This window comes from Rhodosalinus sp. K401 (assembly GCF_041365735.1).
Lineage (GTDB): Bacteria > Pseudomonadota > Alphaproteobacteria > Rhodobacterales > Rhodobacteraceae > Rhodosalinus.
On record NZ_JBGFSI010000002.1, the window covers coordinates 38,315 to 55,132 of the forward strand.

General features: G+C 71.5%; 15 protein-coding genes. All 15 read left to right on the forward strand.

What is annotated here, in order from left to right:
• The first annotated feature begins 4 nt into the window (after window positions 1–4).
• The 15 genes from AB6A66_RS02655 to AB6A66_RS02725 all read left to right on the forward strand — a co-directional run bounded on the left by AB6A66_RS02655 (window position 5) and on the right by AB6A66_RS02725 (window position 16,818).
• Window positions 5–355 (forward strand): cell division protein FtsL, encoded by a 351-nt coding sequence (locus AB6A66_RS02655; protein ID WP_371054691.1) that lies wholly within the window; start codon window positions 5–7, stop codon window positions 353–355.
• On the forward strand, window positions 352–2,139 hold the full coding sequence (locus AB6A66_RS02660; RefSeq protein ID WP_371054692.1) for a peptidoglycan D,D-transpeptidase FtsI family protein: 1,788 nt from the start codon (window positions 352–354) through the stop codon (window positions 2,137–2,139). The genes AB6A66_RS02655 and AB6A66_RS02660 overlap by 4 nt, the downstream gene beginning before the upstream one ends.
• Window positions 2,140–2,197: 58 nt before the next feature.
• Window positions 2,198–3,682 carry a UDP-N-acetylmuramoyl-L-alanyl-D-glutamate--2,6-diaminopimelate ligase gene (locus AB6A66_RS02665; protein ID WP_371054935.1) on the forward strand — a complete coding sequence of 495 codons (1,485 nt, stop codon included), beginning with the start codon at window positions 2,198–2,200 and terminating at the stop codon, window positions 3,680–3,682.
• Window positions 3,679–5,130 (forward strand): UDP-N-acetylmuramoyl-tripeptide--D-alanyl-D-alanine ligase, encoded by a 1,452-nt coding sequence (gene murF / locus AB6A66_RS02670; protein ID WP_371054693.1) that lies wholly within the window; start codon window positions 3,679–3,681, stop codon window positions 5,128–5,130. Before AB6A66_RS02665 ends, murF begins: the two co-directional genes overlap by 4 nt.
• A complete protein-coding gene (gene mraY, locus AB6A66_RS02675; protein WP_371054694.1) occupies window positions 5,131–6,213 on the forward strand; it encodes a phospho-N-acetylmuramoyl-pentapeptide-transferase in 1,083 nt (360 codons plus the stop codon). It abuts the gene before it with no gap.
• A gap of 142 nt (window positions 6,214–6,355) precedes the next feature.
• On the forward strand, window positions 6,356–7,756 hold the full coding sequence (murD, locus tag AB6A66_RS02680; RefSeq protein WP_371054695.1) for a UDP-N-acetylmuramoyl-L-alanine--D-glutamate ligase: 1,401 nt from the start codon (window positions 6,356–6,358) through the stop codon (window positions 7,754–7,756).
• A 109-nt stretch (window positions 7,757–7,865) separates the two neighbouring features.
• Window positions 7,866–9,032, forward strand: coding sequence for a putative lipid II flippase FtsW (gene ftsW / locus AB6A66_RS02685; RefSeq protein WP_371054696.1), 1,167 nt, complete (start codon window positions 7,866–7,868; stop codon window positions 9,030–9,032).
• A 20-nt stretch (window positions 9,033–9,052) separates the two neighbouring features.
• Window positions 9,053–10,129 (forward strand): UDP-N-acetylglucosamine--N-acetylmuramyl-(pentapeptide) pyrophosphoryl-undecaprenol N-acetylglucosamine transferase, encoded by a 1,077-nt coding sequence (locus tag AB6A66_RS02690; protein WP_371054936.1) that lies wholly within the window; start codon window positions 9,053–9,055, stop codon window positions 10,127–10,129.
• Window positions 10,126–11,523 carry a UDP-N-acetylmuramate--L-alanine ligase gene (gene murC / locus AB6A66_RS02695; RefSeq protein WP_371054697.1) on the forward strand — a complete coding sequence of 466 codons (1,398 nt, stop codon included), beginning with the start codon at window positions 10,126–10,128 and terminating at the stop codon, window positions 11,521–11,523. Before AB6A66_RS02690 ends, murC begins: the two co-directional genes overlap by 4 nt.
• 289 nt (window positions 11,524–11,812) lie before the next feature.
• Window positions 11,813–12,085: a DUF2484 family protein gene (locus AB6A66_RS02700; RefSeq protein ID WP_371036738.1), complete on the forward strand. Its 273-nt coding sequence runs from the start codon at window positions 11,813–11,815 to the stop codon at window positions 12,083–12,085.
• Window positions 12,078–12,356 (forward strand): hypothetical protein, encoded by a 279-nt coding sequence (locus AB6A66_RS02705; protein ID WP_371036737.1) that lies wholly within the window; start codon window positions 12,078–12,080, stop codon window positions 12,354–12,356. Before AB6A66_RS02700 ends, AB6A66_RS02705 begins: the two co-directional genes overlap by 8 nt.
• Before the next feature lie 58 nt (window positions 12,357–12,414).
• On the forward strand, window positions 12,415–14,013 hold the full coding sequence (locus tag AB6A66_RS02710) for a hypothetical protein (RefSeq protein ID WP_371054698.1): 1,599 nt from the start codon (window positions 12,415–12,417) through the stop codon (window positions 14,011–14,013).
• Complete coding sequence (murB, locus tag AB6A66_RS02715) at window positions 14,010–14,969, forward strand: UDP-N-acetylmuramate dehydrogenase (protein ID WP_371054699.1); 960 nt, start codon at window positions 14,010–14,012, stop codon at window positions 14,967–14,969. The genes AB6A66_RS02710 and murB overlap by 4 nt, the downstream gene beginning before the upstream one ends.
• 68 nt (window positions 14,970–15,037) lie before the next feature.
• Window positions 15,038–15,952: a D-alanine--D-alanine ligase gene (locus AB6A66_RS02720; RefSeq protein ID WP_371054700.1), complete on the forward strand. Its 915-nt coding sequence runs from the start codon at window positions 15,038–15,040 to the stop codon at window positions 15,950–15,952.
• Window positions 15,940–16,818, forward strand: coding sequence for a cell division protein FtsQ/DivIB (locus AB6A66_RS02725; RefSeq protein ID WP_371036734.1), 879 nt, complete (start codon window positions 15,940–15,942; stop codon window positions 16,816–16,818). Before AB6A66_RS02720 ends, AB6A66_RS02725 begins: the two co-directional genes overlap by 13 nt.

Consider the following 16,818-nt stretch of genomic DNA (forward strand, 5'->3'; position numbering starts at 1 on the left):
CCAGATGCGCACCCTGCTTTTTGTGACCACCGCGTGCACCGTGATCGGGCTCGCCTTTTGGGCCTACCACCAGAACTATCGCACCCAGCAGGCCATCGCCGAGACGGAGGCCCTGCAGCGCCAGATCGCCGAGACGCGGGCGCGCTTCGCGGTGCTGCGGGCGGAATGGGCCTATCTCAACCGGCCCGACCGGCTGATGGAGCTTGCCGAGATGAACTTCGACACGCTCGGGCTTCTGCCCTTCCGGCCCGAGCAGTTCGGCCGCGTCGAGCAGGTCGCCTATCCTGCTGAGGACGCGCCCGAGCCCATCGCCAACGTGGTCGAGATTTCCGAGCAGGGAGAGTCGACGCCATGATCCGCAAGCCGCTGCGCCCGCTCGCCCGGATCCTCGAGGCCCGCGCCAGGGGCGAAAGCCCCGACGCGATCGAGCGCGAGAACATCCGCCTGCGCCACGAGGAGATGCGCGACCGGCTGCGCCAGCGCGCCGAGGCGCGGCTGCTGGTGCTGGGCGTGGCCTTCGTCTTCGCCTTCGCCCTCGTGGGCGGGCGGACCGCGCATCTCGCGGCCTCAGAGCCCGAAGAGCCGCGCGTGCGCGCGCCGGGCGCCTCCATCCTCGCGCAGCGCGCCGACATCACCGACCGGCACGGCCGGGTGCTGGCCACCAACATGGGCACGCACAGCCTTTACGCGCAGCCGCCCCTGATGGTGGACCCCGACACGGCCGCGCGCGAGCTTGCGCGGATCTTCCCGGACCTCGATGCCGAGAAGCTGCGCGCCGATTTCACGGGCGCGCGCAAGTTCCTGTGGATCAAGCGAAAGATCAGCCCCGAGCAGAAGCAGGCGGTGCACGACATCGGTGAGCCGGGGCTGCTTTTCGGGCCGCGCGAGATGCGGCTTTATCCCAATGGAAGCCTCGCGGCGCATGTGCTGGGCGGGGCGGGCTTCGGGCGCGAGGGCGTGCACGCCGCCGAGGTGATCGGCGTCGCGGGCGTGGAAAAGACCTTCGACGCGCGCCTGCGCGACCCGGCCCGTGCGGGCGCGCCGCTCGCGCTGTCGCTCGACCTCACGGTGCAGGCCGCCGCAGAGCGCGTGCTGGACGGCGGCATGCGGCTTCTCAATGCCAAGGGCGCGGCCGCGGTGCTGATGGACGTGAAGACCGGAGAGATCGTGAGCCTGGTGAGCCTGCCGGATTTCGATCCCAACGACCGGCCCGCGCCGCCGCCGCGCGGGGAGGCCGCCGACAGCCCGCTTTTCAACCGCGCGGTGCAGGGCGTCTACGAACTCGGCTCCACCTTCAAGACCTTCACGGCGGTGCAGGCGCTCGAGCTGGGGCTCGCCGATGACGACACGCTGATCGACACCTCGGGGCCGATGCGGGTGTCCGGTTTCGCGATCCGGGAGTTCCGCAACAAGGATTACGGCGAGCAGACCGTGGACGGCATCCTCGTGCACAGCTCGAACCGGGGGACGGCGCGGCTCGCCCTGCAGATCGGGCCGGAGCGCCAGCGCGCGTTTCTCGACCGTCTGGGCTTGCTCGAGCCGGTTCCCGTCGAGATGCCCGAGGCGGCGCAGGGCGCGCCGCTGCTGCCCGAACGCTGGACGGATCTTTCGGCGGTGACGATCTCCTACGGGCACGGGCTTTCGGTCACGCCGCTCCACCTCGCCGCGGGCTACGCGGCGATCGCCAATGGCGGCTTTCGCGTGACGCCGACGCTGCTGCGCCAGGACGCCCCCCGCCTCGGCGAGCGGGTGATGACGGCCGCCTCGGCGGACAAGGCGCGCACCATGCTGCGCCGCGTGGTCACCGAGGGCACCGCGAGCCTGGGCGAGGTGCGCGGCTATCGCGTCGGCGGCAAGACCGGGACCGCCGACAAGCCGCGCAAGGCCGGTGGCGGTTATTACGAGGACAAGGTGATCGCCGTCTTCGCCTCGATCTTTCCCGCCGACGACCCGCGATACGTGCTCGTCGTGGCGCTCGACGAACCGGTGGAGACCTCGGGCGCGGAACCGCGGCGTTCGGCGGGCTGGACGGCGGTGCCCGTGGCCGCCGAGATGATCCGCCGCGTCGCGCCGATCCTGGGGCTGCGGCCCGAGATTGAACCCGCCCCGCAGACTGGTGTAACGCTCACCGCCAACTGAAGGCACGGTACGCGTGCCGGGGCGGCGGGCAGGCATGGCACGAACGGAGCGGCAGGGCATGGGCGAGCGGGAGAAGGGCCTTTCGGAACTGGGCCTGACCGCGCAAGGCGGCCGTGCGGCCCGCGTCACCGGGATTTCCGTGGACAGCCGCAAGGTCGCGCCCGGCCATCTTTTCGCGGCGCTGCCGGGCACGCGCGCCCACGGCGCGGCGTTCCTGCCCGCCGCGCTTGCGAAGGGTGCCGCGGCGGTGCTCACGGATGCTGAGGGCGCGCGCCTCGCCGCCGAGCCGCTCGCTGCCTCCGATGCCGCGCTCGTGGTGGCCGAGGATCCGCGCCAGGCGCTCGCCCGCGCCGCGGCGCTCTGGTTCGGCGCCCAGCCCGAGGTTATGGCGGCGGTGACCGGAACCAACGGCAAGACCTCCGTCGCCAGCTTCCTGCGCCAGATCTGGACCGCGCTGGGCGAGGTCGCGGTCAATCTCGGCACCACCGGCGTGGAGGGCGCGTGGGATCACCCGCTCGGCCACACCACGCCAGAGCCCGTGACGCTTCACCGCGTGCTCGCCGAGGCCGCCGCCGCGGGCGTGACCCACGCGGCGATGGAGGCGTCCTCCCACGGGCTCGAGCAGCGCCGCCTCGACGGCGTGGTGCTGCGCGCCGCGGGGTTTTCCAGCTTCAGCCAGGATCATCTCGACTACCACGAGAGCCTGGAGGCGTATTTCGCGGCCAAGGCCGGGCTCTTTTCCCGCGTGCTGCCCGAGGACGGGGTGGCCGTGGTCAACCTCGACGCGGCGCGGGGCGAGGATCTCGCCCGGATCGCCCGCGCCCGCGGGCAGCGCGTGATCGGCGTGGGCCGGGGCGAGGCGGCCGATCTGCGCATCCTCGCGCAGCGCTGCGAGCCCCAGGGCCAGGAACTGCGCCTGTCCTGGGAGGGCCGCGCCTTCCAGGCGAAGCTCGCGCTCGTGGGCGATTTCCAGGCGTGGAACGCGGCGCTCGCCGCCGGGCTCGCCATCGGTTGCGGCGCCGAGGCCGAGCGCGTCCTTGCGTCGCTGCCCGCGCTCTCCACCGTGCGCGGGCGCATGCAGCTTGCCGCCGCGCGCGCGAACGGGGCCGGCGTCTATGTCGATTACGCGCATACCCCCGACGCCATCGCGACCGCGCTGCGGGCGCTGCGGCCGCATGTGATGGGGAGGCTCGTCGCGGTGATCGGCGCAGGAGGCGACCGCGACACCACCAAGCGCGCGCCCATGGGCGCGGCGGCGGCCGCGCATGCCGATCTCGTCATCGTCACCGACGACAATCCGCGTTCGGAGGCGCCGGCGGCGATCCGCGCCGCGGTGATGGAAGGCGCCCCCGGCGCGGCCGAGGTGGGCGATCGGGCCGAGGCGATCCTGCGGGCCGTGGCCGCGCTCGGCCCCGGCGACGCGCTCTTGATCTGCGGGAAGGGCCACGAGACGGGCCAGGAGGTCGCGGGCACGGTCTATCCCTTCGACGACGCCGAACAGGCGAGCCTCGCCGTCGCCGCGCTCGAAGGGCGGGCGCCGTGACGCTCTGGACCTCCACCGACGCCGCCCGCGCCACCGGCGGGCGCGCGACCCGCGACTGGGCCGCCACGGGCGTCTCCATCGATACCCGCACGCTCGCGCCCGGCGACCTCTTCGTGGCGCTCACCGCGGCGCGGGACGGCCACGACTTCGTGGCCGACGCGCTGGCGAGGGGGGCCGCGGCGGCGATGGTCGTGCGCGTGCCCGAGGACGTGGCCGGCGACGCGCCGCTGCTGGTCGTGGAGGATGTGCAGGCCGCGCTCGAGGCGCTCGGTGCCGCGGCGCGCGCGCGCGCCACCGGGTGCAGGGTGGTCGCCGTGACCGGCTCGGTCGGCAAGACCTCGACCAAGGAGATGCTGAAGACGGTCTGCGCCGGGCAGGGGGCGACGCACGCCTCGGTGGCGAGCTACAACAATCACTGGGGCGTGCCGCTCACGCTCGCCCGGATGCCCGCCGACACGCGCTATGCCGTCATCGAGATCGGCATGAACGCGCCGGGCGAGATCGCGCCCTTGGCGCGCCAGGCGCGCCCCGACGTGGCGGTGATCACCACGGTCGCGCCCGCGCATCTCGGCGCCTTCGGCAGCCTGGAGGGCATCGCGGCCGAGAAGGCTTCGATCATGGCGGGGCTTCGCCCCGGCGGCACGGCGGTCGTGAACGGAGACCTCGACACCTCACCCCTTCTCGAGGCGGCGGCGCGGCGGGCGGGCGCACGCCGCGTGGTCACCTTCGGCGAGGCGGCGCGCAACCACCACCGGCTGCTCCGCGCCACCATCCGCGACACCGCCACCGTCTGCGAGGCGCGGGCCTGGCGGGCCCCGATCCTTTACAAGGTGCAGGCGCCGGGGCGGCATTTCGCGCTCAACGCGCTTGCCGTGCTCGCCGCGGGCTGGGCGCTCGGCCTCGACCGCGCGGTGGCGATCGCGGACCTCGCCCGTTGGCGGCCGGTCGCCGGGCGCGGCGCCCGCGAGGTCGTGCGGTTCGATCCCGTGGACAGCCGCCTGGCCATCGACCTCATCGACGAGGCCTACAACGCCAACCCGGCCTCCGTCGGCGCGGCGCTCGAGGTGCTGGCGGGCGCCGAGGTGCGCCACGACGTCGGGCGCAAGGCGCGGGGGCGGCGGGTGGCCTATCTGGGCGACATGAAGGAGCTCGGTGGCGGCGAGGCCGAGATGCACGCCGCGCTGGCCCGGCACCCGGCGATGGCCGGGATCGACGTGGTCCACACCGTGGGCCCGCTCGCGCGGCACCTGTGGGAGGCGCTGCCACCTGCAAAGCGCGGCCGGCACGCGACGCGCGCGAAGGAGATGGCCGCCGGCGTGCGACGCGATCTCGACGCGGGCGACGTGGTCATGGTCAAGGGGTCGCTTTCCACCGGGCTTTCGGCCGTTGTTGACGCTGTGCGGAAACTCGGGCATCCCGCCGCGCAAGCCCTTTCGGGAGACGAGTAGATGCTCTACTGGCTCACGCTGCTGAGCGACGGCGGGGATGTGTTCAACCTCTTCCGCTACATCACCTTCCGGGCGGGCGGCGCCTTTCTGACCGCGCTGCTGTTCGGCTTCCTGTTCGGACCGCCGCTCATCAACGTGCTGCGCCGGCGCCAGGGCAAGGGCCAGCCGATCCGCTCGGACGGGCCGGAAACCCATGTCACGAAGGCGGGCACGCCCACCATGGGCGGGCTGCTGATCGTGGGCGCGCTCACCGTCTCGACCCTGCTCTGGGCGCGGCTCGACAACGGGTATGTCTGGATCGTACTCTTCGTCACGCTGGCCTTCGGACTGATCGGCTTCGCCGACGACTACGCCAAGGTATCGCGGCAGAACGTGAAGGGCGTGCCGGGCCGGCTGCGGGTCGCGCTCGGCGTCCTGATCGCGGGCATCGCGGCCTTCTGGGCGGCCCAGCTGCACCCCGCGGAGCTGACCAACCAGCTCGCCCTGCCGGTCTTCAAGGACACGCTGGTCAATCTGGGCATCCTCTTCGTGCCTTTCGCGATGGTGGTGATCGTGGGCGCGGCCAACGCCGTGAACCTGACCGACGGGCTCGACGGGCTCGCCATCATGCCCTCGATGATCGCGGCGGGCACGCTCGGCGTGATCGCCTACGCCGTGGGGCGGGTGGACTTCACCGAGTATCTCGACGTCCACTACGTGCCGGGCACCGGGGAGATCCTGATCTTCACCGCCGGGCTGATCGGCGGCGGCCTCGGCTTCCTGTGGTACAACGCGCCGCCCGCGGCGGTCTTCATGGGCGACACCGGAAGCCTCGCGCTGGGCGGCGCGCTGGGCGCGATCGCGGTGGCCACCAAGCACGAGATCGTGCTGGCCATCGTGGGCGGGCTCTTCGTGGTCGAGGCGCTGTCGGTCATCATCCAGGTGCTCTACTTCAAGCGCACCGGCAAGCGCGTCTTCCTGATGGCGCCCATCCACCACCATTACGAGAAGAAGGGCTGGGCCGAGCCCACCATCGTGATCCGTTTCTGGATCATCTCGCTGATCCTCGCCGTGATCGGGCTGGCCACCCTCAAGGTGCGGTGATGCGCGGGCGGCGCGCGATCGTGAAGGCGGGCAAGGGGGCGCTGCCCCCGTCGCGCGCGGGGCGCGCGACTCCCCCGGAGTATTTGGATCCAAGAAGAAGAAGGACGGCGCCCGGTGCGCGGCGCCGGCGCGGGAGGCCCGCATGATCCCGGTCTCCGGATTTGCCGGCCAGAGGGTCGCGGTGCTCGGGCTGGGACGGTCCGGGCTGTCGGCCGCACGAAGCCTCGTGGCGGGGGGCGCCCGCCCGCTTCTCTGGGACGACAGCCCCGAGGCGCGGGCGCGCGCCGAGGCGCAGGGCCTGCCGCTTCACGATCTCTCAAGCGCGGGCGCCTTCGAGGGCGTCGCGCGTCTCGTGCTGTCGCCCGGCATCCCGCATCTCTATCCGGCGCCGCACCCGGTGGTGGCGGCGGCCGTCGCGGCGGGGATACCGGTCGACAACGACGTGGGCCTTTTCTTCGCCTCCCTCGGGCGCGGCGACTGGGACGGCTTCGACACGCCGCCGAGGGTGGTGGCCGTCACCGGCTCGAACGGGAAGTCCACCACCGCGGCGCTGATCCACCATGTCCTGGGCGAGGCCGGGCGGCCCGCGCAGCTTGCCGGGAACATCGGGCGCGGCGTGCTCGACATCGACCCGCCCGGCGAGGCGGAGGTGATCGTGCTCGAGCTTTCCTCCTACCAGACGGAACTCGCCCGCGCGCTCACGCCCGATATCGCGGTGTTCACGAACCTGACCCCCGACCACCTCGAGCGTCACGGCGGGCTCGGCGGCTATTTCGCCGCGAAGCGGCGGCTCTTCGCCGAGGGCGGCCCGGACCGCGCGGTGATCGGGGTGGACGAGCCGGAGGGCCGCTTCCTCGCCGGCCAGCTCGCCGAGGCGCCGGGGGACGACCGGGTGATCCGCGTCTCGGGCGAGGGCAAGCTCGCCGGACCGGGCTGGTCGGTCTGCGCGCGCAAGGGGTTTCTGGCGGAGTGGCGCAAGGCGCGGCAGGTGGCCTCGGTCGACCTGCGCGGGATCAAGGGCCTTCCCGGCGCGCACAACCACCAGAATGCCTGCGCAGCCTACGCCGCGGCGCGCGCGCTCGGGCTCGGCCCGCGCCAGATCGAGGCGGGGTTCGCGAGTTTCGCGGGCCTGCCGCACCGCAGCCAGGTCATCGCTGAGGCAGGCGGGGTCACTTACGTCAACGATTCCAAGGCCACCAACGTCGACAGCGCCGCGCGCGCGCTCGGCGCGTTCCCGCGGATCCGCTGGATCTGCGGTGGGCTGGAGAAGACGGGCGGGCTCTCGGCGCTCGAGGGATGCATGGGCGCGGTGGTGAAGGCCTACGTCATCGGCCGCGAGGCAGAGCGCTTCGCGGTGGCGCTTCGCGGTGTGGACACGGAGGTCTGCAGCGTCATGGGCCGCGCGGTGGAGCGCGCCATGGAAGAGGCGGAGCCGGGCGACACGGTGCTGCTTGCGCCGGCCGCCGCGAGCTTCGACCAGTACGACAACTTCGAGCAGCGCGGCGAGGATTTCATCGTCGAGGTGCGCGCCCGGCTGGGCTGAGGCGCAGCATGCGCGGTCTTTGCGCTGGCGCGCGGGCGGTGTTTTCGTTATCCTTTCGTCCAAGTCCCGCCAAAAGGGACACGGACAGAGGCAGCGAGCGGCAGGACCCATGACGGAAATGGTCTATGGCTCCGTTCCGGTACGGGACGGCGAGCCCATCCTTTCGAAGTGGTGGCGCACGGTGGATCGCTGGACGATCTCCTGCGTGCTGATCCTTTTCGGCATCGGCCTGCTTCTGGGGTTCGCCGCCTCGCCGCCGCTCGCGGCGCGCAATGGCTTCGACGCCTTCCACTACGTCGAGCGGCAGGCGATTTTCGGGGTCGCGGCGCTCCTGGCCATGCTCGCGGTCTCCATGATGACCCCCCACACCGTGCGGCGCCTCGCCGTGCTGGGCTTTCTCGCCGCCTTCGTGGCGCTCGTCTTCCTGCCCGTCTTCGGCACCGATTTCGGCAAGGGGGCCGTGCGCTGGTACTCGCTCGGTTTCGCCTCGGTGCAGCCCTCGGAGTTCCTCAAGCCCGCCGTCGTCGTGGTCGCCGCCTGGCTCGTCGCGGCCAGCCAGGAGATCAACGGCCCGCCGGGGCGCACGTGGTCCTTCGCGCTGACCGTCGCCATCGTGCTCATGCTCGCGCTTCAGCCCGATTTCGGGCAGGCCGCGCTGGTGCTTTTCGGGTGGGGCGTGATCTACTTCGTGGCCGGGGCGCCGCTTTTCATCCTGGCCGGCATCGCGGGGATCGTGGTGCTGGCGGGCTCGGTCGCCTATTCCGGCTCGGAGCATTTCGCCCGCCGCATCGACGGCTTCCTCGCCCCCGAGGTCGATCCCAACACCCAGCTCGGCTTCGCCACCAACGCGATCCGCGAGGGCGGCTTCTTCGGGGTGGGCGTGGGCGAGGGGCAGGTGAAATGGTCGCTGCCCGACGCGCATACCGATTTCATCATCGCGGTCGCGGCCGAGGAATACGGGCTTGTCCTCGTGTTCGTTCTCATCGCGCTCTACACCACGGTGGTCGTGCGCGCCTTCTCGCGGCTGATGCGCGAGCGTGACCCGTTCATCCGCCTTGCCGGAACCGGGCTTGCCGCGATGTTCGGCGTGCAGGCCATGATCAACATGGGCGTGGCGGTGCGGTTGCTGCCCGCCAAGGGCATGACGTTGCCCTTCGTGAGTTACGGCGGATCGTCGATCATCGCCACCGGGATCGCGATGGGCATGCTGCTCGCCTTCACGCGGACACGCCCGCAAGGCGAGATCGGCGAGCTGTTGCGGGGCAGGCTGCGGTGAGCGCCGCGCCGCTTCTCGTCATGGCCGCGGGCGGCACGGGCGGGCACATGTTTCCCGCCCAGGCGCTCGCCGAGGAGATGCTGCGCCGCGGCTGGCGCGTGCAGCTTTCCACCGACGATCGCGGTGCGCGCTACACCGGCGGCTTCCCGCACAGCGTTCAGATCGACGAGATCGCGAGCGCGAGCGTCTCGCGCGGCGGCGCGCTGGCCCGGGCCGCGGCGCCCTTCCGGATCGCGCAGGGCGTGGCGACGGCGATCCTCGCCATGCGCGGCGACCGCCCTCTCGTGGTGGTCGGCTTCGGCGGCTACCCGACGATCCCCGCGCTGTCGGCGGCGGTGGCCCTGGGCATCCCGCGCATCATCCACGAGCAGAACGGCGTGCCGGGGCGGGTGAACGCGCTTTTCGCCAGGCGCGTGGACGCGGTCGCCTGCGGCACGTGGCCCACGGCGCTGCCCGGCGGCATCGAGGGCATCCATGTGGGCAACCCCGTACGCGGCGCCGTGCAGGAGCGGGCCGGCGCGCCTTACATCCCGCCCGGCGACTACCCGATGTCGCTTCTTGTGATCGGGGGTAGCCAGGGCGCGCGCATCCTGTCCGACACGGTGCCCGCGGCGGTGGCGCGCCTGCCCGAGGCGCTGCGCGCCCGGCTGCGGGTCAGCCATCAGGCCCGCGAGGAGGACCGGGCGCGCGTCGCGGGCTTCTATGCCGAGAATGGCATCGATGCCGAGGTTCGCCCCTTCTTCAACGACGTGCCGCGCCGGATGAGCGAGGCGCAGCTCGTCATCAGCCGCGCCGGCGCCTCCTCGGTGGCCGATATCGCGGCGATCGGGCGGCCCGCGATCCTCGTGCCCTATGCCGCCGCCACGGCGGATCATCAGACCGCGAACGCCCGCGCGCTCACCGAGGCCGGGGGCGCGATCCGCATCCCCGAAGCGAAGCTTTCGCCGGAAAGCCTGTCCGAGCAGATCCGCCTGGTGCTGGACAATCCCGAGGGGGCGACCCAGATGGCCGCCGCCGCGCTGTCCTGCGCGGTGCCCGACGCGGCGGAGCGGCTTGCGGGCATGGTCGAGGAGCTGGCGGTGAAAGGACAGCGATGAGCGCGGCGACCAAACTTCCCACCGATGTCGGGCCGATCCATTTCGTGGGCATCGGCGGCATCGGCATGTCGGGCATCGCCGAGGTGCTGGTCAATCACGGCTACACCGTGCAGGGGTCCGACCTGAAGCAAAGCCCGATCACCGAGCGGCTGGCCGGCATGGGCGTGCGCGTCTTCGAGGGCCAGCGCGCCGGAAACCTCGACGACGCGGAGGTCGTGGTGATCTCCTCGGCCATCAAGCCCGGCAACGCGGAACTCGACGAGGCGCGCCGGCGCGGCCTTCCGGTGGTGCGCCGCGCAGAGATGCTGGCCGAGCTCATGCGGCTCAAGTCGAACGTCGCGGTGGCCGGAACCCACGGCAAGACCACGACGACGACCCTCGTGGCGACGCTGCTCGATGCGGGCGGGCTCGATCCCACGGTGATCAATGGCGGGATCATCCACGCCTACGGCTCCAACGCGCGGATGGGGCAGGGCGAGTGGATGGTGGTCGAGGCCGACGAATCCGACGGTACCTTCAACCGCCTTCCCGCCACCATCGCCATCGTCACCAACATCGACCCCGAGCACATGGAGCACTGGGGCGATTTCGCGCGGCTGAAGCAGGGCTTCCACGACTTCGTCTCCAACATCCCCTTCTACGGGCTCGCCGTGCTCTGCACCGACCACCCCGAGGTGCAGGCGCTCGCCGGGCGGCTGACCGATCGGCGGGTGCTGACCTACGGGTTCAACGCGCAGGCCGACGTGCGGGCGGTGAACCTGCGTTACGAGCGCGGCGAGGCGCATTTCGACGTCGCGCTCCAGGCCGAGGGCAGGATGATCGAGGGCTGCCGGCTGCCCATGCCCGGCGAGCACAACGTCTCCAACGCGCTGGCCGCGGTGGCGGTGGCGCGCCATCTCGGCATCAGCCGGGCGGGCATCCGCGACGCGCTCGCCGCCTTCCGCGGCGTGAACCGCCGGTTCACGAAGGTGGGCGAGGTCGGCGGCGTGACGATCATCGACGATTACGGCCATCACCCGGTGGAGATCGCGGCCGTGCTCCGCGCCGCGCGCCAGAGCGGCGAGGGTCGCGTGATCGCGGTGCACCAGCCGCATCGTTACACCCGCCTCTCCTCGCTCTTCGAGGATTTCTGCGGCTGCTTCAACGAGGCCGACGTGGTCGCCATCGCCGAGGTCTACGCCGCCGGAGAGGACCCCGTCGCGGGCGCCTCGCGCGACGACCTGGTGGCCGGCCTCATCCGCCACGGTCACCGGCACGCCCGCGCCATCGGCGGCGAGGAGGACCTGGTGCGGCTCGTCCGCGAAGAGGCGCAGCCAGGGGACATGGTGGTCTGCCTCGGCGCGGGCAGCATCTCCGCCTGGGCCAACGCGCTGCCCGCGCGGCTCGGGGGGTGACGGTGGCGGCCGCCGCGCACGCGCACCGCACCGGGCCGGGTCTGCCGGCCGCCCCCGGCGTGGCGGAGAGCGCGGCTGTCGCGATCGATCGATCCGGCGGCGCGATCTCGCCACGGCCCGGCCTGCCGGCCCACGGGCCACGCGTCTTCGAAGATGCGTTCGACGGGCGCGGGAGGCCAGGCGCCGCGCGCGGCCATGTCCCCGGAGCGACCCGCGCAAGCGCGACCCCCGTGGCGCGCCCCTTCGGATCGGGCGTGCCCGCGACCTGCCGCGCGGCCGGGGGGACGCCATGACGCTGTCGCTCACGCTCGCCTGCCTCTGGGTCGTGCTGGCCAACGTCGCGGGGATGCTCCCCTCGCGGGACAATCACTGGACCCGGGCCTACTGGCTGATCGCCGCGGGCATTCCGATCCTGGGCTTCGTCACCTACGAGAACGGGCCCTGGGCGGGGCTTATCGCGCTCGCGGCGGGGATGAGCGTGCTGCGCTGGCCGGTCTGGTATCTCTGGCGCAGCGTCGCGGCCCGCCTCGGGCCGCCGCGGGGGCCGGACGGCGATGGGTAGCCTCGGCCCCGTCCTCGCCTATGGCGGCTGGGCGCTCGCGCCGCTCATGGCCTGGGTGGCGCTTGCCGCGGGGCTCGAGGGCAGGGCGGGGCGCTACCTCGCGCTCCTCGCCCTCTATTCCGGCTTCGCGCTCGTCACCTGGGCGGCGCTCGCGCGCAGCGAGGGCCCCGCTGTCGCGCCCGCCGCCGTCGCCATCGGCTGGGCGGGCGTGGCGGCCGTCTCCTCGGCGCTTTTCGCCTTCGGCCTCTGGGCCGGGCGGCGCGGGCGGTGAGCGCACCCGCCCGCCGGCCGGCTGGACAGAACCGGGCCGGCGCGGCAGGTTGGCCCGCATGGTCGAGATCTCTGATATCGAGGACCGGGAGAGCCTGGAGGCGTGGCTGAAGGACCAGCCTCAAGAGACGGCGGTCTGGATCGCGAGCCGCGCGGCGGCGCGCGCGTTACCTCTTTGGTGGAAAGCGTTAATTTCGGACGGTTCTACCAACATGCCTGTTCTCAGGGCACTTCTGCTATCCACAGTTGCCGCCACAAAGCTCACCAGAAGTGTTATGAATGCGGCCAATGCCTTTATCGCAGCGGACTGGGCCGCCAATCTGGCTTACTACCGACTTGAAGCCGAGGTTGATCAGCCATCACGTCACTCACTGTTTGATATTGCTTCTGCAGCAGAGCATGCTGTCTATACAGCAGTTTACCCAAACGGTCGGCACTCAGCGTATGCTGCGGGAGAAGCCGCTAGCGCTACTTCGCATCAGCGGAGCTATTGGGCTGTAATCCATTTAGACTGCGAGTTTCTTTTAGCCGCAGAGTCGCTCCGGTACGAACCTCTCTGGCACGACAGTCCCAACCCCATGTCGGACCGCTGGGACGCCGTCACCGCCCGCCTGCGCGACGATCCCCCGCCCGGCGGGCCATGGGACTTCTGGCGAGAGTGGTATCAGGGCCTGCTCGACGGCAGCCCGATGGACCCCGAACTGCTAACACGCATCGCCCTGATCGACCCTGAGCACTGGGACGCCGGCCCGGACCGGGTGAACCCGATGATCGCGGAGATGGTCGCGGAGCATCGCCGCGCGAAGGCCACCGAACTCTTCAATGCGACGCTCTTCGACTTCACCTTCGACCACCTCGAAGGCGTCATGCGCGCCGTGCCGCTGCCAAAGGACTGGCAGAATCTGGACGACCCGGAGAGCCTGGCCGCGTTCCTCGAAGACGCCGAGAGCCTTGCCGAGTCGTTAGAACTGTTCTGCGCCGCTTTGCACGCCGAAGGTGGGGCCGTGCAGGGAGGCGGGGCAATCGTCGCCTATGCCAATGCTGTCCTTGACGAGTTGAGGCGGGCAGAGACCTACAAGCAGCTTCGGGTTGGGAAACTGGTGGAATATGGAGGCATACTTGAGGCTGCCAGCGTCCGGGAAGAGGTGCTGCGCGAGCTTGGCCCGGTGCTGTCCGAGCCCTTCCGCCGAAACGTCGAGTCGCTCAAGCAACTGGTCCGCGAGCACTTTGCGCAATCGCTGGCGCGTTTCGCCCCCCTGCGCGACTTCCGGATGGAAGAAGCGGCGAACCCGTGGGAGGTTCTGGCCACCTTCCGCGAAATCGTTGCACAGGTGCGAAGCGGCGCTGATGGTGCTCTGCCGGTTCTGCACGAGGACGACGCCGCCGTCCTCGATGACGTGCTCGACAGCATCGACCTGAAGATCCGCGGTTTGCAGGGCGCCAGCGATCCCGATACGCGCGAGAGCATGAAGCGCGACATCGACTTCGAAATCGCCAAGATCGGGGCGACAGGCGGGGTATATGCGGAACGTGCAAAGCAGGCTGTCGGGAAAGCCGGCGAAATGGCCGATGCAACGCTGAAATGGGAGAAGCGTGGTCGCGGGCTTTGGAGCTTTGGAAAGGAAATCCTCGAACGTCTCGGTTGGAACGGGGCATGACCCACCTCCCCACCCCCCGCGGCCGGCTCACGGCCGGGAAGCCGCTTTCCGAGCTCACCTGGCTTCGGGTGGGCGGTCCGGCGGAGTGGCTCTTCCAGCCCGCCGACACCGAGGATCTCGCGGCGTTCTTGAAGGCGCTCGACCCCGCGGTGCCGGTCTTTCCCATGGGCGTGGGCTCCAACCTCATCGTGCGGGACGGTGGCGTGCGTGGCGTGGTGATCCGCCTCGGGCGCGGATTCAACCACATCCGGATCGAGGACGGCCGCGTCATCGCCGGGGCCGCCGCGCTCGACGCCCATGTGGCGCGGCGCGCGGCGGAGGCGGGGCGCGACCTGACCTTCCTGCGCACCATTCCCGGCGCGATCGGCGGCGCGGTGCGGATGAACGCCGGCTGCTACGGCACCTATGTCGCGGACCGGTTCGTGGAGGCGACCGCGGTGACGCGCGCGGGCGAGGTCGTGACGCTGGGGCCGGGCGAGCTGAATTTCCGCTACCGCCAGACCGACCTGCCGGAGGGATCGGTGATCACGGAGGCCGTGTTCGAGGCGCCCGCGGGCGCGCCCGAGGCGCTGCGCGCGCGGATGGAGGAACAGCTGGCCCGCCGCGACGCCACGCAACCCACCCGGGCGCGCAGCGCGGGCTCCACCTTCCGCAACCCGGCGGGGTTTTCCTCCACCGGGCGGGCCGACGACACCCATGAGCTCAAGGCCTGGAAGCTCATCGAGGAGGCGGGGATGCGCGGCGCGCGGCACGGCGGCGCGGCGATGTCGGAGAAGCACGCCAATTTCCTGACCAACGCGGGCGGGGCCACGGCCGCCGAGCTCGAGGGGCTGGGCGAACGCGTCCGAAAAAGGGTTTTCCAAAACAGCGGAATAGAGCTAGAGTGGGAAATCATGAGGGTCGGCGAAACGGCCCCTGAAACAGGCACGATCCAGTTCGATAAAGACAAGTCCTGACCGGGCTTCTGCCCGGGGACCAGGCGGAACGACACGGGCGCGAACGCCCGGGGCATTGAGGCGAGGGTATGTCGAGCAGGACAACCCCGAATGTGGCGGTGTTGATGGGCGGCATGTCCGCAGAGCGCGAGGTGTCGCTGTCCTCGGGCCGCGAATGCGCGTCGGCGCTGCGCTCCGAGGGATTCCGCGTCGTCGAGATCGACGCGGGCCCCGACCTGCCCGCACGGCTCGCCGAGGCTCGGCCCGGCGTGGTGTTCAACGCGCTGCACGGCCGCTGGGGCGAGGACGGCTGCGTGCAGGGCCTGCTGGAGTGGATGCGGCTGCCCTACACGCATTCCGGCGTGCTGGCCTCGGCGCTCGCCATGGACAAGCAGCGCTCCAAGGAGGTCTTCGCGGCGGCGGGGCTGCCGGTGGCCGAGAGCGTCCTCGCGCCCCGGGACGAGGTGCGCGCGCGCCACGTCATGACCCCGCCCTACGTGGTCAAGCCCAACGACGAAGGATCCTCGGTCGGGATCTACATCGTCGACGCGGCGGCCGACGCGCCGCCCGCGCTCTCCGACGAGATGCCCGAGACCGTCATGGTGGAAGCCTTCGCGCCCGGACGGGAACTGACGACCACGGTGATGGGCGGCCGGTCCCTGGCCGTGACCGACATCCTGACCGACGGCTGGTACGACTATGCCGCCAAGTACGCGCCCGGCGGCTCGCGCCACGTCGTGCCCGCCGAGATCCCCGAGGAGATCGCGGCGCTCTGTCTCGACCACGCGCGCCGGGCCCACGAGGTGCTGGGCTGTCGCGGTGTGTCGCGCACGGATTTCCGCTGGGACGAGGCGAAGGGCGCTGACGGACTCGTGGTGCTGGAACTCAACACGCAGCCCGGCATGACGCCCACCTCGCTCAGCCCCGAACAGGCCCGCGCCGTGGGGATGAGCTTTGGCGAGATGTGCCGCTGGATGGTGGAGGACGCCTCATGCGACCGCTGACGCGCTGGGTGCGGCAGGGCGATCCGGCGCCGTCGCGCCTGGCCTACCGGATGGAACGGCTGATGCTGACGCCGCTCTTCCGCGTTGCGTTGCGCCTGGGCGTGCCGCTCGTCGCCGTGGTCGCCGCGGGGGCGGTCTATTTCTCCGACGCGGCGCGGCGCGAGGCGATCGTCGGCGCCGTGGCCAACCTGCGCCACGCGATCGAGAGCCGGCCCGAGTTCCGGGTGGACCTCATGGCAATCGACGGCGCGAGCGCGGGCGTGGCAGCCGATATCCGCGAAATCCTCCAGGTCGATTTCCCGACGACGAGCTTCGATCTGGATCTCGATGCCATGCGCGCCCAGGTCCTCGAGCTTTCCCCGGTGGAGGCGGTCGCGCTGCGCATCCGGCCGGGCGGCATCCTGCAGGTGGACGTGACCGAACGCGTGCCCGCGGTGGTCTGGCGGCACCGCGACGGGCTCGATCTGCTCGATGCCGGTGGCGCGCTTGTCCACCCGGTCGACTCGCGCGCCGCGCGCGCCGACCTGCCGCTGGTGGCCGGTGAAGGGGCCGACGCCGCGGTGGCCGAGGCGCTCGCGCTCGTCGCCGCCGCCCGTCCCCTGCACGAGCGGTTCCGCGGCCTCGTCCGGGTGGGCGAACGGCGCTGGGACGTGGTTCTGGACCGCGGCCAGCGCATCCTGCTGCCGCCGACGGGCGCGCGCCGCGCGCTCGAGCGCGCGATCGCCATGGACCAGGCCGAGGACCTTTTTGCCCGCGATGTCGCGGCCGTCGACATGCGCCTGCCGGCGCGGCCGACGATCCGGCTGAACGCGGGCGCGGTGGAAGAGCTGCGCCGGATCCGGGCGCTGCAATGGGGAGAGGAGTGA